General features: G+C 52.3%; 11 protein-coding genes and 1 pseudogene. 4 read left to right on the plus strand and 8 right to left on the minus strand.

Annotated elements, in window-relative coordinates:
- Positions 1-3: 3 nt before the first annotated feature.
- Positions 4-1257, minus strand: a complete 1254-nt coding sequence (locus PJI16_03975; GenBank protein MDT3776717.1) for an efflux RND transporter periplasmic adaptor subunit — start codon at positions 1255-1257, stop codon at positions 4-6.
- 462 nt (positions 1258-1719) lie between these two features.
- Between PJI16_03975 and pgi the strand changes: the two genes are divergently transcribed.
- The 3 genes from pgi (at position 1720) to PJI16_03990 (ending at position 5760) form a co-directional block, all read left to right on the plus strand.
- Positions 1720-3351: a glucose-6-phosphate isomerase gene (gene pgi / locus PJI16_03980; GenBank protein MDT3776718.1), complete on the plus strand. Its 1632-nt coding sequence runs from the start codon at positions 1720-1722 to the stop codon at positions 3349-3351.
- A gap of 277 nt (positions 3352-3628) precedes the next feature.
- The gene (locus PJI16_03985) at positions 3629-4336 is read left to right on the plus strand and encodes a DUF3313 domain-containing protein (GenBank protein ID MDT3776719.1); all 708 of its coding nucleotides are present in this window, start codon (positions 3629-3631) and stop codon (positions 4334-4336) included.
- A 1136-nt stretch (positions 4337-5472) separates the two neighbouring features.
- Positions 5473-5760, plus strand: coding sequence for a hypothetical protein (locus PJI16_03990; protein ID MDT3776720.1), 288 nt, complete (start codon positions 5473-5475; stop codon positions 5758-5760).
- A 500-nt stretch (positions 5761-6260) separates the two neighbouring features.
- Here the strand turns inward: PJI16_03990 and PJI16_03995 are convergent, their stop codons facing one another.
- The gene (locus PJI16_03995; GenBank protein ID MDT3776721.1) at positions 6261-7037 is read right to left on the minus strand and encodes a DUF3313 domain-containing protein; all 777 of its coding nucleotides are present in this window, start codon (positions 7035-7037) and stop codon (positions 6261-6263) included.
- A gap of 1040 nt (positions 7038-8077) precedes the next feature.
- Between PJI16_03995 and PJI16_04000 the strand changes: the two genes are divergently transcribed.
- A complete protein-coding gene (locus PJI16_04000; GenBank protein MDT3776722.1) occupies positions 8078-8359 on the plus strand; it encodes a hypothetical protein in 282 nt (93 codons plus the stop codon).
- Between the two features lie 318 nt (positions 8360-8677).
- On the opposite strand, the pseudogene PJI16_04005 reads toward PJI16_04000, so the two are convergent.
- From PJI16_04005 to PJI16_04030, 6 genes and pseudogenes are all read right to left on the minus strand, one after another.
- Positions 8678-8896: pseudogene (locus PJI16_04005) on the minus strand (transketolase).
- Between the two features lie 24 nt (positions 8897-8920).
- Entirely contained in the window at positions 8921-9730 is an 810-nt protein-coding gene (gene ppk2, locus PJI16_04010; protein MDT3776723.1) for a polyphosphate kinase 2, read from the minus strand.
- Positions 9731-9878: 148 nt separating this feature from the next.
- Positions 9879-12350: a glycogen/starch/alpha-glucan phosphorylase gene (locus PJI16_04015; protein ID MDT3776724.1), complete on the minus strand. Its 2472-nt coding sequence runs from the start codon at positions 12348-12350 to the stop codon at positions 9879-9881.
- 113 nt (positions 12351-12463) lie between these two features.
- Complete coding sequence (glgX, locus tag PJI16_04020) at positions 12464-14575, minus strand: glycogen debranching protein GlgX (GenBank protein ID MDT3776725.1); 2112 nt, start codon at positions 14573-14575, stop codon at positions 12464-12466.
- A gap of 158 nt (positions 14576-14733) precedes the next feature.
- A complete protein-coding gene (locus tag PJI16_04025; protein MDT3776726.1) occupies positions 14734-15348 on the minus strand; it encodes a NapC/NirT family cytochrome c in 615 nt (204 codons plus the stop codon).
- Between the two features lie 33 nt (positions 15349-15381).
- On the minus strand, positions 15382-16800 hold the full coding sequence (locus tag PJI16_04030; GenBank protein ID MDT3776727.1) for a multiheme c-type cytochrome: 1419 nt from the start codon (positions 16798-16800) through the stop codon (positions 15382-15384).

The raw sequence follows: 16800 nt of genomic DNA on the forward strand, positions 1-16800 counted from the left end.
AGATTATGTGGCGCTAACCGGGTCTGGAGAACTCTCAGAGCCGGGTTGTGGTTCGTCCGAAGTTGCTTTTGGCGTGACCACCATACCGTCTCGAACCTTGAGAAGTCCCTCGACGATGACCATCTCGCCGGGGTGAAGGCCCTCGTCGACCAGCCAGAGAGATCCAATTCTTGGCCCCAGGGTCACTTTTCGAATCGCCACCTTGTTTTCCTCCCCGATCACGGCGACCTCATAGGTACCCTGAAGCTCCTTGACTGCCCGCTGTTGGACTAACAGTCCCCCGGTTCGAGTTTCGATTGGGGTGCGGACCTTGGCAAAAAGGCCGGGGCGGAGGATGTTGCCGGGGTTGGGAAAATAACTGACGATGGTGATCGTCCCGGTTTTGACATCCACCTGACGGTCGGCCAGGACGGCTCTTCCCTTATGTGGGTATATGCTCCCATCAGCCAGAATCAGCTCAAGTCTTTTTTCATGGGAGGGGTTCAAATTTTCCTGACCGCCGGCCTTTTCAATCCGTTCCGCCAGTTTTAAATATTCCCGCTCGCTAATGGGAAAGTTGACCTTGATGGGGTCCACCTGGGACACCGTCGTCATCAATGTATTCTCGACGATAAGATCACCGATTTGGGCTGTGGCGATTCCGGCTATCCCATTGATCGGGGCGGTCACGCTCGTCCAGTTAAGATTCAGTTGAGCATTCTCCAGTTTGGCACGCGCCGAAGCGACTGAGGCCAGGTTGACTGCGCTTGCCTGTAGAGCATCATCCAATTCTTTTTGGCTGATGGCGCCTTCTGCTGCCAGGGGGGTGTTCCGCTTAACGTCAAGCTGGCTCTTTTTATAGGCCGCTCCTGCACGGGCAAATTCGGCTTTCGCTTGGTCCAGGGCAGCCTGGTATGGTCGTGGATCGATTTTAAATAAAAGGTCATTGGTCTTTACCACCGACCCTTCCGTGTATTGGCGGGACAACAGATACCCCTGGATTCTTGCACGAATCTGTGCGTCCACATACCCGACGGTCGTTCCGACCCACTCCCCATAAATCGGGACGTCCTTTTGTATCACCTCAGCCACCAACACCTCAGGCGGCGTTGCGGTGGATTCCACCTCTTTTCGATCGCACCCCCAGGTTATACCTAATAGAAGGCATACCATGAGGCCTGCCACTCCCCGGAAGTCCCGACGGGCGGTTTGCGGTTGCGCCCTCACGATAAAAGGTCTTGGGGCCTGGGAAAAAGCATTGAAACGATTGATGGTCATACTCGTACTTCCTATGGGGGGGGGAAGAAAATGAAACGGCTGTGATTCTTTCATGTTTCGAGTTCCATTCTCAAGTAGGAATTCTAAATATATTTGAGTTGTTTATTGAAACTGGCTGGTGAATTTACATTTGAGGAAGCGTCGTGAAAGAGTAAGAAAATGTATTTCCGGGATTTTTCATGTTTCAAGGTGGCCATTTCGGACGATCGATGGTCTTCATTCGACGTCTTACCTTTCCCTGCTAAATTTGCATTCTCAAAACCTTCCTTTATGGGGATATTTCATCAAGAAAAAATGGGTAGGGACTGAAGCCGATTGTTTTGAACGTACAAAACCTTTAAATTTACTCCCTCATGACGCATTTTCCCGGAGGTAGGGTCTTCCTCCAAAAAGGATTGGACCGATCTCGGACGAACGGATTTAGATCTCACAAGAGATTAACCCTCAACGGAGCATTTTCTTATGACCTCTCTCACTCAACGACCTGTTTGGAATTCCCTTGAACAACATCATCAACAGGCCAAGAAACTCCATCTGCGCGACTTGTTTGCGGATGATCCTGAAAGAGGTCGACGGATGGCCGTGGAGGCTGAGGGGATCTACCTGGATTATTCGAAAAATCTTATCACCGGAGAAACTCTACGCTTACTCCATGAACTGGCGGAAAACGTGAATTTGCGGGGCCACATTCAGGCGATGTTCCGGGGTGACAAAATTAATATCACAGAACAACGGGCAGTTCTTCATGCCGCCCTGAGAGCGCCCAGAAACGCATCTATTTTGGTGGATGGCAGAGACGTGGTGCTGGATGTTCACGCGGTGTTGGATCAAATGGGGGATTTTTCTACACGAGTCAGAAGCGGAGAATGGAAGGGCTATACCGGGAAACCCATCCGGAATATCATCAATATCGGCATTGGAGGTTCGGATCTAGGGCCGGTGATGGCCTATGAAGCCTTAAAGCACTACAGCGACCGCAATCTCACGGTGCGGTTTGTTTCGAATATCGATGGAACCGATCTGGCGGAGGCTACCAGAGATCTCGACCCTGCAGAAACTCTTTTTGTCGTCTGTTCAAAAACCTTTACCACCATCGAAACCCTGACGAATGCGCAATCCGCCCGAGACTGGTGTCTCAATGCTCTTCATGACAAACAGGCTGTTGCCAAACATTTTGTCGCCGTTTCAACAAACCGTAACGAGGTCCAGAAATTCGGAATTGACCCGGCGAATATGTTCGAATTCTGGGACTGGGTCGGCGGGCGCTATTCCCTGGATTCGGCCATTGGACTTTCGCTGATGATCGGGGTCGGGCCTGATCATTTTCGAGACATGCTTGCCGGATTTCGAGCGATGGATGAGCATTTCCAATCAGCACCTTTCGAGAAAAACCTTCCGGTGCTTCTCGGCCTTCTAGGTGTGTGGTACGTCAACTTTTTCCAGGCTGAGACCCATGCCATTCTCCCCTACGATCAATATTTGTGGCGGCTCAGCGCCTATTGCCAGCAGCTTGATATGGAGAGCAATGGAAAACGGGTGACTCTGGACGGGACCGTTGTGGATTATCAGACAGGCCCAATCATCTGGGGCCAGCCCGGCACCAACGGTCAGCATGCCTATTATCAATTAATTCACCAAGGAACCAGGCTGATACCCTGTGACTTTATCGGCTTCTGCCGTTCCTTGAATCCCTCCGGGCCGCACCACGACCTGCTCATGGCCAACTTTTTCGCTCAAACCGAGGCCCTCGCATTCGGCAAGACAGCCAAGGAGGTTGAGACTGAGGGAGTCTCGCAAACGTTAATTCCCCATCGAACCTTTCCTGGCAACCATCCCAACAACACGATCCTGGCGGAGGAACTCACACCGGCTATGCTGGGAAAACTTATTGCCTTGTATGAACATAAAGTGTTCGTCCAGGGGACCATCTGGAATGTGAATTCCTTCGATCAATGGGGAGTGGAATTGGGCAAAGTGCTTGCCAATCGGATTGCTCCGGAACTGACGGCACAACGGGAATCGGACCTGGGTCATGACAGTTCCACCAATACCCTTATTCGACGGTATCGACAGAACCGTCGAGTCCAGGCTTGATGCTGCCATTTTAAGTCTTGAAATCCTCCCAACATTCATTTCTTTTTAGGATCGGAAAAGGGACGGTTGAATAAAGCCCGTGCGAGGCTTTCTCCTGGGGCGGTGACGGTCAAGACCATCTCCTGAAAGGGCCACGGAACAATCCAATCCATACTCATCTGAACCTTTGCAGGTAAGGTTTTTGATGTTTTCGATCAGCCTTTTTAGGTAGAATCGACTCCGGATCGTGGCATGCAGTTCCGAATGTGTTTTTCTTAAATTAAGGAGGGTTGAAGCTATGCGGAAGACTCGCCAGCGAACTTTCTTGGTTCTCTTCCTCTTTGTTTTCTTTCTGCAGGGGTGTGCGGCGACACAACAACGGCGAGATGTGGTCGAATCAGGATTTCTAACGGAGGGTGAGCATGCCATGCTCACAGAAGGTGTGAAAAACGAAGCACTCCTTCGTTACGTCAATCCGGATGTCGACTGGCGTTCGTATGACAAGGTGATTCTTGATTCCGTGTCAGTCTGGAAAGACCCCGAAACCCAAGATGTGTCTCCGGAAGATCTTAAGAAGCTGACCGATTTTGCCTATGGCCAACTGCATGACGCTCTGAGTCTGGACTATACCCTTGTGACCCAACCTGGACCCGGAGTCATGCGGGCCACCTTTGCCATCACGGAAGCGGAGGCTTCTAATCCGGTTGCAGATGTGGTGACGTCCATTATTCCTCAAACCAGAATTTTAACTGGAGTCAAAGGTCTCATTGTGGGGGGTAAACCTGGTTTTGTGGGAACAGCCGGCTTAGAGGCCAAGTTTACCGACGCCCAAACCGGGAAAGTTTTGGGTTTGGCCGTGGACCGGCGGGGCGGGACCAAAAATCTCAGGGGGATGACCGACAAATGGAATGATGTGGAGCAAGCGTACATTTTTTGGGCAGCATCGGTTCGCTATCGATTGTGCATGCTTCGTGGCGATGCCAATTGTGTGGAACCGGATTCCTAAGGAAACCATTTTGTGAAAAACAAGACAATTGAAGAGCGAGTGCGGGATTCTGTATTTAGTTTATCTAGAAAACCCTAGGAATTCCCTTTCACGCAGCGTTGGATGTAGAGTGAATGTGTTGCGAGTGAAGAGGAGAGGGTCGTCCGGGGTCCACACCGGCAAGCCGAATTCTCTTATCCGCGTCATGTCGGACAAGGGCTATTGCGGAGTTCCGCGATTCAGCCATGCCCGACATTGGTTATCGGGAATCGATCCTGGTTTCCTTTCTGATGCCTTGCCAAAAACTTCCGGTATGATCGAAGGAAAAATGAACCTCTGCCACTGATAAGCAGGTATGACAAAGAGGGGAGGAACCTCTCCTTCCCTGCCGGCAGGGATGACGATTAAAAGAAAGGGAAATACAACTGGTGTTACCAGGAAACAATCAGGCACGATCCTTTGGTGCGCCAAATTCTCAAACGTGTTGTTATTCGGACAGCCGCTAACTTGAGCTGTCTGAAGAATGCCGCAATCGAAACAAAAGAAACCGGCGAATGGGAGTGATTCCCTTGTTGGCAGCCTGCTGCAGGGATTCCTGATGAGTCTTTCGCTCTCTCTAGCGAAGGAGAAAAGTGAAATGCCGTTGGCCAAGAAGACGCAAAATCCAGTCGCAGATCTCCTCAACATCATTTCCTTGCACAGCGCATGAATTTTTGGCTGGGGCCTAACCCATCGGACACAAAACATGTTGAATTTTCAGCCGGGTATTCCTTTAAATCTTACCCGGTGCATAGAACCTGATTGACGCGCACGGAGCGTACACGTCTTACATGAGCTTAGCTGTCTGCGCGAAGCCACACTGGCGAAGGTAGGGAACGCGGCTGGGGGGCAAGAGGCGCATTATGCAGAGTCCTTGGGTACAGGATAATCTGGCGAATAACACCTGGTCGTTTGCCTGGAATAACCATCGCAAAGATCAGAGTCTGTTTTTTTATTTATTTGTTAATTGCCATTTACCCCAAGGCTGGTATCTTACTTCATTGCCTGCTTATCACTGTCGATTGGGAGGCGGAAGGCAAGGGGAATAAGTGGACGGTGCCTGCGAGGGAGGGAATGTCTTTATTGAGAAACGTTAACCATCAGCGTGAGACAAGAAAATGAATATACAGTCAAAGGCACAGTTGTCGGTGGGGTTATGCTTTCTCCTGCTGTCAGCCTGCGGTCTTTCCCAGCAATGGGTTAAGCCCGGTGCGACAGAGGAAGACTTACGTTCAACGATTACTCTCTGCGATCGGGAAAACCGTCATTTTAATCAGGAAGGCATTTCGCATTTTGGACCGGAAGATGAAACAATCCGACCAAGAAACTATCGCAGAGGTGGAGGGGACATGATGAGGGAGCAATGTCTGGAAAGTCACGGTTGGACACTTGAATATGTGGAGTAAACCGGCTGGTATCAAAAGGAAGTACAGCTCAAACGGGCCACGGGCCAATGCGGATAAACTGGGAAGTCTTCCCACGCTGGAAAGTGACCCGCTCTAGGCAACCAGAAAGTAAAATTCTGGCGTGAGTGAAGTTTGAGCCGGCACAACGAATTCATGTAACCGATTAACCGGTACAGAGTTTCCTGGTGAGGGAATAGGTTCTGGTGTGCAGAGTCTCCACAATCCGTTAAATTGCCAACACCCTGTAGGAAGGAATGCTTGGTGACCTCAACCCATGAGGTTTCCTAGACGAGAGGGTTTTGAAGAGTGAGAAGGCGCTCCCCCTTCCTCAATCCTGAATCCAAATGGGGAGTGCTCTCTCAGTGCAAAGTACTAATTGGACGGGTTTCCCATAGAAAAAACGGGAATCCGAATCTCCAGCCATCAGTTCCTCTTCATGGCATTTCATCCTATGAATTTGAGGTATTTCTCAGCAGTGGTCAGTAGGAATTTCAGGTCATTCAATTTGTGCTTGCAGGATTCGGTATCTTTCGCCATTCACGAAGCCGTTGGGCTAATTTATCCGCCCAATATTCAAATGCCTGGTGGGCGTCGTCCCATGAATCCATAGAACCATTCAGGGATCTGCCCCCTACTCGGCGATCCGCAGCCGCCATCAATAAGGTTCCGGTGTTGCCATCGGTTAATTTCGCCTCGATGCTGGCGCGACCCACAAACGCCTGTGTTCCTGTTGCCAGTTCTTTCGCTCCGGATACCATGGTGGCAGGTGGAATAATCGTGGACACGATATCCATCCCGACGTCAGATGGTTCAGCCTCCGTTAGGGCCAGTTGAATTTGCAACGCACCCGGAACAAGTTTGGGTACCACAAGAAAATCCTCTTTAAGTTTCCAGATGACTTTTGAACGTAGATCATCGGCCAACCGGTGTAATTCTTCCTGAGGCACGGTGGATTGTTTGGATAGCAATACGATGGCCGGCTCCACATACACAGCCCGATAAATTGAAAAATCAGCTTGAGGATTTTTGTAAACAAGAAGAGCTTCCCCTTCCTTGCCCGGTTGGAGAATGGAATAGTCTCCGAGAAACCCCGAGGTTTCCATATCTCTAGCTTGTTCCGTTTGAGCACATCCTGCTCCCCCGGACACCATGATCAGAATCGACAGCATCAAATGCCATCGTGCCAACCTGAGGTTTCCTTGAATTTGTAATTCACGTTCCTCCCCATCCATGCGAAAGGATTTATTGAGAGTGGGACTTGGCACTTGATTTTTCATCGGATAATCCTTTTGCTCATCATGTGATCCTGTATCTGAAAAGCCCTGCGATAAACCATACACCCCTCTTTTTTTCTTTGATTCTAATGTGTTCCCGTTCAGTAGTAAAACGAGAATTGTCTCAGCAGGGGAGTTGGGTTCCCACCAAAAACGCGGATCTGCAAATCCCTCCAGATCTGATGTGGAAAAAAAGGATACATATCAGGGTCACTGACCCCGATAGTGAAAAGCCGTGATCATACAAAAATTATGGTTCGAGCCATTCGATGTTGAATTCGAAACAAGCCATTTGGCCAAGCCCAGGGCAGGCCCTAGAAGGATGCGAGCCTCTCTTTGTCATTCTGAGACCAACGAAGGATCTGTGCCCAGATCGACCGGGCTCTGGCTTAGCCAGATGCTTCGCGCAGCTCAGCATGACAATCTTGTTGAGAGTGTTTTCCCCCCGGTCTTCTTGTCATCCTCAGACGTTCAATGGACCCCATCAGGATTCATCTCTTCAGGGTCATGAGTGCTGTAAATCGTAGACCCCTAAATTCTTTATGATCCGAAAGGATAGAGTGTGGTCGTCGCCGATGCCTTCACGCTCACTGCAGGCTCGATGGAAGTCAGCTACATTCGCGTCCCTCGGCGGATCGGGGATGGTCATGTGCCGTCTGGTTGAGGAACGACGTTTTAGTCAGCTGATTGAGACCTGGTTAGATGTCACAATTAAGACCTGACTGCATTCTTCTGATGGTGTGGGGACTGTGTGGCTGACTCAGGTTCCCTTGAGTGGATCGTTCGCACAGTCACCGGTGTTGCATCCACTCAAACCCCTGAGTACTTCCAGTCCTCGAGCTACCTTGCGAAGTTTCATCGTGACTATGCAGGATGCGTTAGAAGTCTTTAATTCCTTGGTGTCCACCCATTGGAGCCAGCCTGGACTCTATTCTTCTCCTTTCCCCTGGGAGCATGACGTCCGTTGACGTTTCCTTCTGATACGCGCACGGAGCTGCCTGGATCTTTCGGATGTTGCCTCGACCGTTCAAGAAAAAGTCGGATTGGAATCTCTGCTATTGCTCAAAAAGATTTTTGATCGTATTGAACTCCCCCTTCTCGAATCAGTCTCCGATACGGGGAGGGTGGCAAGGGCAGGACTCGACCAGTGGCGGATTCTTCAGACCGAGATTGTCGTCGCGCTGGTGAAAAAAGGAACCCGGTTTGAATTCCTCTCGTTTGTAAGGAGAGGCAAGGTGAAGGAGGGTCCTGCCTGGTACATTCGGGAAACCACGAAGGTATCAGCCATCCAGTGCCGTGAAGAGGCTACCTCCCCTTCGTCTTAGTCCCTGCTCGGAACCAAGCCTTACAAAGGAGGGGGACTGATGGACAATCAACTCTACTTTTTACCCATGCGAATGTCCGAAGGACTTATTTTTTGATCTGCTCTTTCGCCGCATCGACCATATGTTCAACCGTAAATCCGAATTTCCTTGTGAATTCCTTGAGGGAGGCCCGAAGCCCCAAAGGTCCCCATGCCGATGATTCGATCGGTTGATCCCATATATTGCTCCCAGCGGAGCGTAGAAGCTTCCTCCCCGGAGACCCTGCCGTTCGTCTTTCGTATTGACGGATTTGATCTCACAAAGTGGCAGCAGCAATTACAGCAAGATGGACGCATGACGGATGGACGGACGAAGCCATCCGGGTTTCCCCATATGGGGTCGTCAGGATCGAACCGTAGGAATCGATTTCATAAACAGCACCACCGGCGCCAGTGCCATCGGTGTGCCGGGATGTCCTGAGTTGGCCGCCTGGACCGCATCCATGGACAAGGTGCGGATGGTGTTGATGCAGAGTTGCTCAGATTGTTTGTCCGGCATTCTGTCACGGCTTCAAGATGTGGTTCAGAACTTTTCCGGGATGAACTTTCTTCCCTTCAACGTCGCCTGATCGTCGTACTTCCTCTTGTTCGATCGCTTGGGTATTTTTATTTTTTCACGCGGCAGCTTTTCGTAGGGAATTAACGACAGCAAATGGGTCATGACGTTGAGGCGTGCGCGCTTCTTGTCATCCGAGCGCACGAGATACCAGGGGGCATGCTTTGAATCCGTGGCCTCCAGCATTCGGTCGCGTGCGCGGGAATAGTCGTACCATCTCTCGCGTGACGGCAAGTCAATGGGACTGAGCTTCCACTGGCGCAACGGATCCTCCACGCGTGCCTCGAACCGACGCTCCTGCTCCTCGTTGCTTACCTCGAGCCAGTACTTGACCAGGATGATCCCGGATTGTGTCATATACCATTCGACATTTGGGGCATGTTCGAGAAAGCCTTTGTACTGTTCCTTTGTGCAGAAGCCCATGACATGTTCGACCCCGGCCCGGTTGTACCAACTGCGGTCCCAGATAACAATTTCGCCGGCTGCCGGGAAATGCTGCATGTAGCGTTGAATGTACATCTGGCTTTTCTCCCGGTCGGATGGGGCAGGGAGGGCCACCACGCGGAATACGCGTGGACTGACACGCTCGGTAATAGCCCGAATTGTGCCTCCCTTTCCGGCCCCGTCGCGACCTTCAAAGACCACCATGACCCGCAGGCCTTTGTGTTTAACCCAATCCTGGAGAATGCAGAGTTCGGCCTGAAGCCGACGCAGCTCCTTCTCGTATTCCTTGCGTTTGAGCTTCGATCCGGGCTCATCTTTTTGTTTTTTAGGCATGCCTGTTATCCTCCCTTAGTTTTGCGAACACCCAAAACGTTCTAAAAAGAATTTTCCATGATTCATAAGGCCATCCGACCCCTCTGAGGCCGTACGATAGCCATGTGGTTTTCCATTAGGAGCCGGGAACCGATCGTGAATCCCACGATTACGGAATCCGGCATGGCTTGACATTCCGGATATCGGCTGCGTATTCAGCAATGGTCCGGTCGCTGGAAAATTTTCCCGAACCGGCGATGTTTATAATTGCCTTGCGTGCCCATCCATCTTGGTCACTATACAAGTCACAGATTTGACAGTCAGCCTCGAGATAAGATGTGAGGTCCGCCAGATGCATGTAGTGGTCTCCGCCTGTCAGCAACGAGTGCCGCAGGGGTTCGAAGATGCCCGGTTCATACTGGTTGAAGTAGCCTGAGAAGATCAGGTCAAGCGCGGCGCGGGTTTCCGCTTCGTTGTCATAATGCCAGCCCGGACTATACCAACCCTTGCTGCCGGCAACCTGGTCGGCTGTGAGGCCGAAGAGGAAAAAATTCTCTTCACCCGCCTCTTCTGCCATTTCGATGGTCGCGCCATCTCGTGTGCCTAACGTTAACGCACCGTTCATCATGAACTTCATATTGCTCGTGCCGCTGGCTTCGTAGCCGGCGGTCGAAATCTGATTGGAGACATCCGTAGCCGGGATCAGCCGCTCTGCGAGGGAGACGCAATATTCCGGTAGGAAGACGACCTTGAGTTTCCCCCGAACGAGGGGATCCCCCTCGATGGTGCCGGCCAGGTTATTTATGAACTTGATGATGATTTTAGCCAAGTGGTATGCCGGCGCCGCCTTGCCGGCAAAGAAAAATGTCCGTGGGGTCATCTTGAGGTTCGGATTCTCCCGCAACCGATTGTAGAGCACGACGATGCGCAGCGCGTTGAGCAGTTGCCGCTTGTATTCATGGATGCGTTTGACCTGGCAATCGAAGATCGTGTCCGGATCGACCGTCTGCCCGGATGTCGTCTTGAGCCATTGGGCAAACTGTAACTTCGCCTCGCGTTTGGCGTTTTGGACGGCCCCGCGAAAGCTCTTGTCGGCGGCCAGTTTCTTGAGCTTACTCAATTGGCTGAAATCAGTAATCCACCCGTCTCCGATGGCTTCGGTAATGGCGTTGGAGAGCGCAGGATTTGCCAGGAGCAACCAGCGTCTTGGAGTCACCCCGTTGGTCTTATTGTTGAACCGTTCGGGATACAGCTCGGCCAGATTCTTGACTGTCCTTTTGCGGAGCAATTCGGAGTGAATGGCCGCCACGCCGTTCGTGCTATGGGTCCCGACAATGGCCAGGTTGGCCATACGGACTTTACGCGTCGGGCTTTCCTCGATGAGGCTCACATTGGAGAGCCGGCTTTCGTCACCGCCGAAACGGATGCGCGCTTGGGCAAGGTGCCGGTGGTTGATTTCAAGTATTATTTCCAGATGACGTGGCAACATCGTTTCGAACCATGCGAGCGGCCATTTTTCCAATGCTTCGGGCAGCAGGGTATGGTTCGTATAGGCGAGCGATCGTTGCGTCAGGTCCCAAGCCTGGTCCCAACTGAGATGCGCGTCGTCCAGTAGAATCCGCATCAGTTCGGGAACAGCCATCGTCGGATGCGTGTCGTTCATCTGAATGGCGACTTTGCCGGGAAGGTCATTCCAGTCGGTATTGCCTTGCCGGAAGCGCCGCACGAGATCAGCCAGGGAACAGGCAACAAGAAAATATTCCTGCAGGAATCGCAACCCCTGGCCCCGGACGGTGGAATCATCCGGATACAACACACGGGTTATCGACTCGGCCGCCAGGGTGCCCGGCAAGGCGGACGTGAAATCTCCGCTGCTGAACCGCTGAAAGTCGAAAAAGGCCGGGACGGCGGCAGCCCAAAGTCTGAGTGTATTGATGGTCTTGCCACCATATCCGATGACCGGACGGTCGAATGGGATACCAATAAGACTGGACGGCTGTCCGGGGACCAAGCGTACGTCCCCCTCACGTTGCTCGAACGAACAGTTCAATTTCACTTCCACCGCATCCTCGAGCCGCGTCACTTCCCATGGGTCCGGACGCCGCAACCAATTATCCGGTTGTTCGCATTGCCACCCATCCTTTACCGTTTGCTTGAACATTCCGTATTCGTAACGGAGTCCATATCCCATACCGGGGATCTGCATTGTCGCCATCGAATCGATGAAACAAGCCGCCAATCGACCGAGCCCTCCGTTCCCCAATCCGGCATCCGGCTCCATCTCGGCTAGGGCGAGGGGATCAAGACCCCGTTTTTTCGCGGCCTCAAGAGCCAACGGCCCCAGCAGCCCGTTGGTGAGGTTGTTGGCCAGCGATCGGCCGAGCAGGAACTCCATCGACAGGTAATACACCCGCTTAGGATTTTTTTCCTCGTAGGTTGTTTCGGTCTTGAGCCATCGTTGGGAAATGACGTCGCGGACCGAGCGGGTCACTGCCTCAAACTGGTCTTGCAATTCGGCCTTCTTGGGATCGATGACATGGTCGAAGATGAGATGGCGTTCATAGAGCGCATCGTTCGTGCCGGAAAATTTGATCGGTCCGCACCCGTATTGTTCAAGAATCTCCTTGCGACGGTCTTTCATACTGCCTCCCCAAAAAATTTAAAAAAATCAAATTGCCGGCAACCCGAGCAGCGGAACTGCTCGAAGGTCTTCCGGCGTCAAGACTTTAGCTCTGTGTCTGGATCAGCGGTGTTCTATCCCACTTTCTCACGCTGGGGATGCCGGGGTTCCCCGGCGTCAATGCGCGCGAACGCCACCACTACTGAGCGTTCCTGGGCGCGGTACGTCTGACCGGGAATCGCGGGTGAGATTTCCCACGGGACGATGTCCTGCGGCGAATCAAATGCCGTATCGATCCATCGGTGCCAGAGGCTCCCGTCTCCGTTGGGAACCGGAGGTAGTTCGAATTCAAGGGGCTCCCAAAAGGCGTTCAGAATAAAGTGGACGAGGAGTTTGGTTTTGGGAAGTTCAACGGTAAACGCAAGGATGTGTGACTGTGGGCTCCAGTCCGGTTGGTTGAGTTTGACGCCGTGCCACGCCTTATTGGCCTGTTGGATCAACTGGTTCAGACTCATCCGTTGCTGCTCTCGTTCAACTTCCCGCAACAGCCGACGTGCGTTGAGCAGTGTCACGAACCGATGGACATCCGCATGTTTCGCGAGCAGCGTCCAATCGAACCAATTCGTTTCGTTGTCCAGACAATAGGTGTTGTTGTTGCCATTCTGCGTGCGTCGTACCTCATCGCCCATCAGGATCATGGGCACTCCCGCGGAAAGCAGCGTCACGGCCAAAAAATTCTTGACCTGCCGGTTCCGTAGCCGTTCCACGGCCTGATCATCCGTCGGCCCTTCAACCCCGCAGTTCCAGCTTTTGTTGTCATTGGCCCCGTCGCGGTTGTTTTCGCCGTTGGCTTCGTTGTGCTTGTCGTTGTAGGAGACGAGATCGTTGAGTGTGAAGCCGTCATGACAGGTCACAAAATTGATGCTCTGCTCCGGCTCCCGTTCTTTATGACCATAAATCTCCGGACTGCCGATCAAGCGATCGGCGAAACGTGCCGACGATCCTTCCTCGCCACGGAAGAAATCCCGGATATCGTCACGAAACCGTCCATTCCATTCTTTCCAGCTGTCTCCGATAAACGAACCGACCTGGTAGAGTCCGGCTGCATCCCAAGCTTCCGCAATGAGTTTCGTCCCGGCCAGGAAGGGGTCGGAATCAATGTCCCAGAGAATGGGAGGATTCTGTAGCGGCCGACCGGCTTCGTCGCGGGAGAGAATCGATGCGAGGTCGAATCGAAAGCCGTCCACGTGCATCTCATCCACCCAATATCGGAGACTGTCCATAATGAGACGACGGACAATTGGTTGATTGGCATTTAATGTGTTACCCGTCCCGGTATAATTACTGTACCGGCTCCGGTCCTCCTCCAGGATGTAATAGACACTATTTTCGAGGCCGCGATAACAGAGCGTGGGTCCATCCTCATTGCCTTCGGCAGTGTGGTTGTAGACCACATCAAGAATGACTTCGATGCCCGCTCGACGTAGCGCCTTGACCATGTCGCGGAATTCGTCAACCACTTCGAGCGGATTCTGACGTGAACTATACTGCGGATGTGGTGCGAAGAAGGATATCGGTGCATAGCCCCAATAATTGACTCGCCCCGTGGGGCAATCTTGTGGATCGAAATGAAACACGGGTAGGAGTTCCACAGCCGGGATGCCAAGTTCCTGGAGGTACGGAATTTTTTCAATCAGACCGGCGTAGGTCCCCCGTGTCTTCTCCTCGACGCCGGAACTGGGGTGGCGGGTAAACCCGCGCACATGCATCTCGTACACAATGGTCCGAATTGCGGGCCGTTTGAGCGGGGTATCGCCCTCCCAATCGTACGCGTCCACATCCACCACCACGCTTTTCATTGCTGTGGGGCAATTGTCTCCCGGCTTGGATGCCGCGACCCGGCTGTATGGCTTCGGTACGGCCACTGCCTTGCCATAGGGATCGAGCAAGACCTTCTCAGGGTCAAATCGCAGCCCTCGTTGCGGCTCGAACGGCCCGTGGGCCCGATACCCGTAGATCTGGCCCGGTCGGAGACCAGGGACGAAGATGTGCCAATAGTGGCCCGTCCGGTTTCTCCAGGAATCGAGGGGGATACTCGTCGCCGGCTTCGTCTCATCCGGGTGATTGAACAGCAGCAATTCCATGAGCGTGCAATTCTTTGAGAAGACGCAAAAGTTCACTCCCTCAGGGGAAACAGTTGCCCCGAGGGGAAAACTTTTTCCGGCTATGGCTGCTCTAGCTTGCATATTCACTTTACTTGTGGCCACTTTTTTCTGGTCTTCGGCATGGGTTTCGATCCTCAGGCATAGATCTATACGCACAACTCTGAACCTGGAACTGATCTGGTGTCAGGGTGGCTCTCTGTCTTTTCTCTCCCTCGGCGTTGCTCCTCAGGGTTTGATGATTAGTTGTTTAGCAGTTTGGCTAAGTCTTCTTTGTATACCGGGGTATCAGATTCGTAGCCATCGGGGAGTGTATGGCCTATGCCTTTGTGGCAATCGATGCAGGTTTTCCCTTCCTTCATGGCTTTCTGCATGTCCCGTTGGGCAAGAAGCGACTGGGCGTGCCAGTCCATGGCCTCATAGGAATGGCAATTCCGGCATTCTTGGGAATCGTTTTCTTTCATTTCCAGCCAAACTTTTAAGGCCATCTGTTCACGCTTGGCCTCAAATTTTTCTCGCGTATTAATGGAGCCGGTGATTTTACCCCATAATTCCCATGTGGCCTTAATCTTCCGAACGACCTTTGGACCCCATGCTTTGGGCACATGGCAGTCGGCGCAAATGGCCCGGACACCTTGGGCGTTGGTGTAGTGAATGGATTGCTGATATTCCGGCAGGACGAAATCCGTCATTTCATGGCAGGCATTGGCACAAAAGGGGAGCGTATTGGACTGCTCCATGGCGGTGTTGAAGCCTCCCCAGAAAATAATCCCGGCTATTCCGCCCACGACGAAAATCGCTCCCCAGGAATATTTGCTGGTGGGGCTCCAAAACCATTTCCAGAGTCTCGTGAGCATTGAATGATGTAAACCCTATATTCTGACTCGTGCTTACTTCAATGAGCCTTTCCCGTAACGGGATTCAAATCCTTTTCGAACGGCGTCAAGCTGGGCAGGGTTCATCCCTTCAAAGTACCAGGCATGGCCAGGGATCGGTTTGAAATACTTTTCGAGTAATGCTTGCGCTTCTTTTTCTCCTGCCACCTTTTTAAGTTCGGGAATGAATTCGAAATAGGTGTGCTTGGCCACTTCGTACATCCCATGCCACCAGGTGTAATCGGGACCACTCATGGAGGCGCCATGCCGTGCTCGACGACCTTCGTGATGCCAGATTTCCCACCAAATCCATTCGATCTTCTCGTCGAAGGGGGCTGAACTGATGGTCCCGGCTTTCTGGAGGTCACCCATGATGGCGGCAATGGGCTTAGCAAATTTATCGTTATAGAGGTCCACTACCTTATCAAACTGGTTGTAATGTCCCAATATCACCGAATCGGTGTGACAGGCTGTGCATACATTTTGCATTTTCAGACGACGTTCTTTCCACGTCAGCACCTCAACCACCTTTGACTTCTTGGCCTTGTCTCCAACCTTGGGCAATGGTTGACCTTCCGGCACATCAAACTCACTGCCATCTTGAAGTTTCACCAGATTGTTTTTGACGGAAATAGGAGGCCGCAAGGTCCAGGAGATCCGTTCGCCCACATTATGGGTGGGCTTTTCTCCCCCTCCGGCGCTCATATGGCATGAAGCGCAGGTGGGGGCGGCCGAATAATCCACGCCGGCTTCCCATTTGTCCGATTCGAGATTCATTTCAGTCGTTTTGGCGTGATAGATGATGCCATGCTTGGATTCGTTATAGACCTCGATCTGAGGATGATCCGGACCGACATGACATTTTCCGCAGGTATCCGGTGTTCGTGCCTGCGCTTTGGAGAAGCGGTGCCGACCATGACAGGCGGTACAGGAACCCCTAGACCCGTCGGGATTAATACGTCCAATTCCGGTGTTGGGCCAAGTGGTGGGTAGAGGTTTTCCATCTTCACCAATTTCAATGGTTGAGCCGTGACATTGTTTACATCCGGCATTCACAGCCTCCGGGCCGCCAACGACCTCGCCCAAAAGATTATCGAACGATGCGAGAATATCGCCGGCTTTCGAATGATGCGACCCATCCATCTCTTGGAATTCCGTGTTATGACAGCGCGCGCAATCCTTGGGCGTCACAATGAGAGAGATCAATTGACCCTTGTGCCTGAACCCGTCCTTGTCTTTCCCATCCGCTTTGTGACAATCAAGGCAATTCACTCCTCGTTGCCCGTGCATGCTTTGATTCCATTCCTGGTACAACCCCGGTGTATGTTTCCGATGACATTGCACGCATTCCTCACCGTCGGGATTTCCCCAATCCTTGCCATAGGTGCCGTCGGGTCTTGCCGCATGGGCCTCGCCGGCTTCTCGAACCAGCAT

This window comes from Nitrospira sp. MA-1, from assembly GCA_032139905.1.
Taxonomy (GTDB): domain Bacteria; phylum Nitrospirota; class Nitrospiria; order Nitrospirales; family UBA8639; genus Nitrospira_E.

What these genes read in the sequence shown, in the direction of transcription:
- PJI16_03975 (MDT3776717.1), bottom strand. Translation starts at nt 1,257, where the DNA reads ATGACCATCAATCGTTTCAATGCTTTTTCCCAGGCCCCAAGACCTTTT.
- pgi (MDT3776718.1), top strand. Translation starts at nt 1,720, where the DNA reads ATGACCTCTCTCACTCAACGACCTGTTTGGAATTCCCTTGAACAACAT.
- PJI16_03985 (MDT3776719.1), top strand. Translation starts at nt 3,629, where the DNA reads ATGCGGAAGACTCGCCAGCGAACTTTCTTGGTTCTCTTCCTCTTTGTT.
- PJI16_03990 (MDT3776720.1), top strand. Translation starts at nt 5,473, where the DNA reads ATGAATATACAGTCAAAGGCACAGTTGTCGGTGGGGTTATGCTTTCTC.
- PJI16_03995 (MDT3776721.1), bottom strand. Translation starts at nt 7,037, where the DNA reads ATGAAAAATCAAGTGCCAAGTCCCACTCTCAATAAATCCTTTCGCATG.
- ppk2 (MDT3776723.1), bottom strand. Translation starts at nt 9,730, where the DNA reads ATGCCTAAAAAACAAAAAGATGAGCCCGGATCGAAGCTCAAACGCAAG.
- PJI16_04015 (MDT3776724.1), bottom strand. Translation starts at nt 12,350, where the DNA reads ATGAAAGACCGTCGCAAGGAGATTCTTGAACAATACGGGTGCGGACCG.
- glgX (MDT3776725.1), bottom strand. Translation starts at nt 14,575, where the DNA reads ATGCAAGCTAGAGCAGCCATAGCCGGAAAAAGTTTTCCCCTCGGGGCA.
- PJI16_04025 (MDT3776726.1), bottom strand. Translation starts at nt 15,348, where the DNA reads ATGCTCACGAGACTCTGGAAATGGTTTTGGAGCCCCACCAGCAAATAT.
- PJI16_04030 (MDT3776727.1), bottom strand. Translation starts at nt 16,800, where the DNA reads ATGCTGGTTCGAGAAGCCGGCGAGGCCCATGCGGCAAGACCCGACGGC.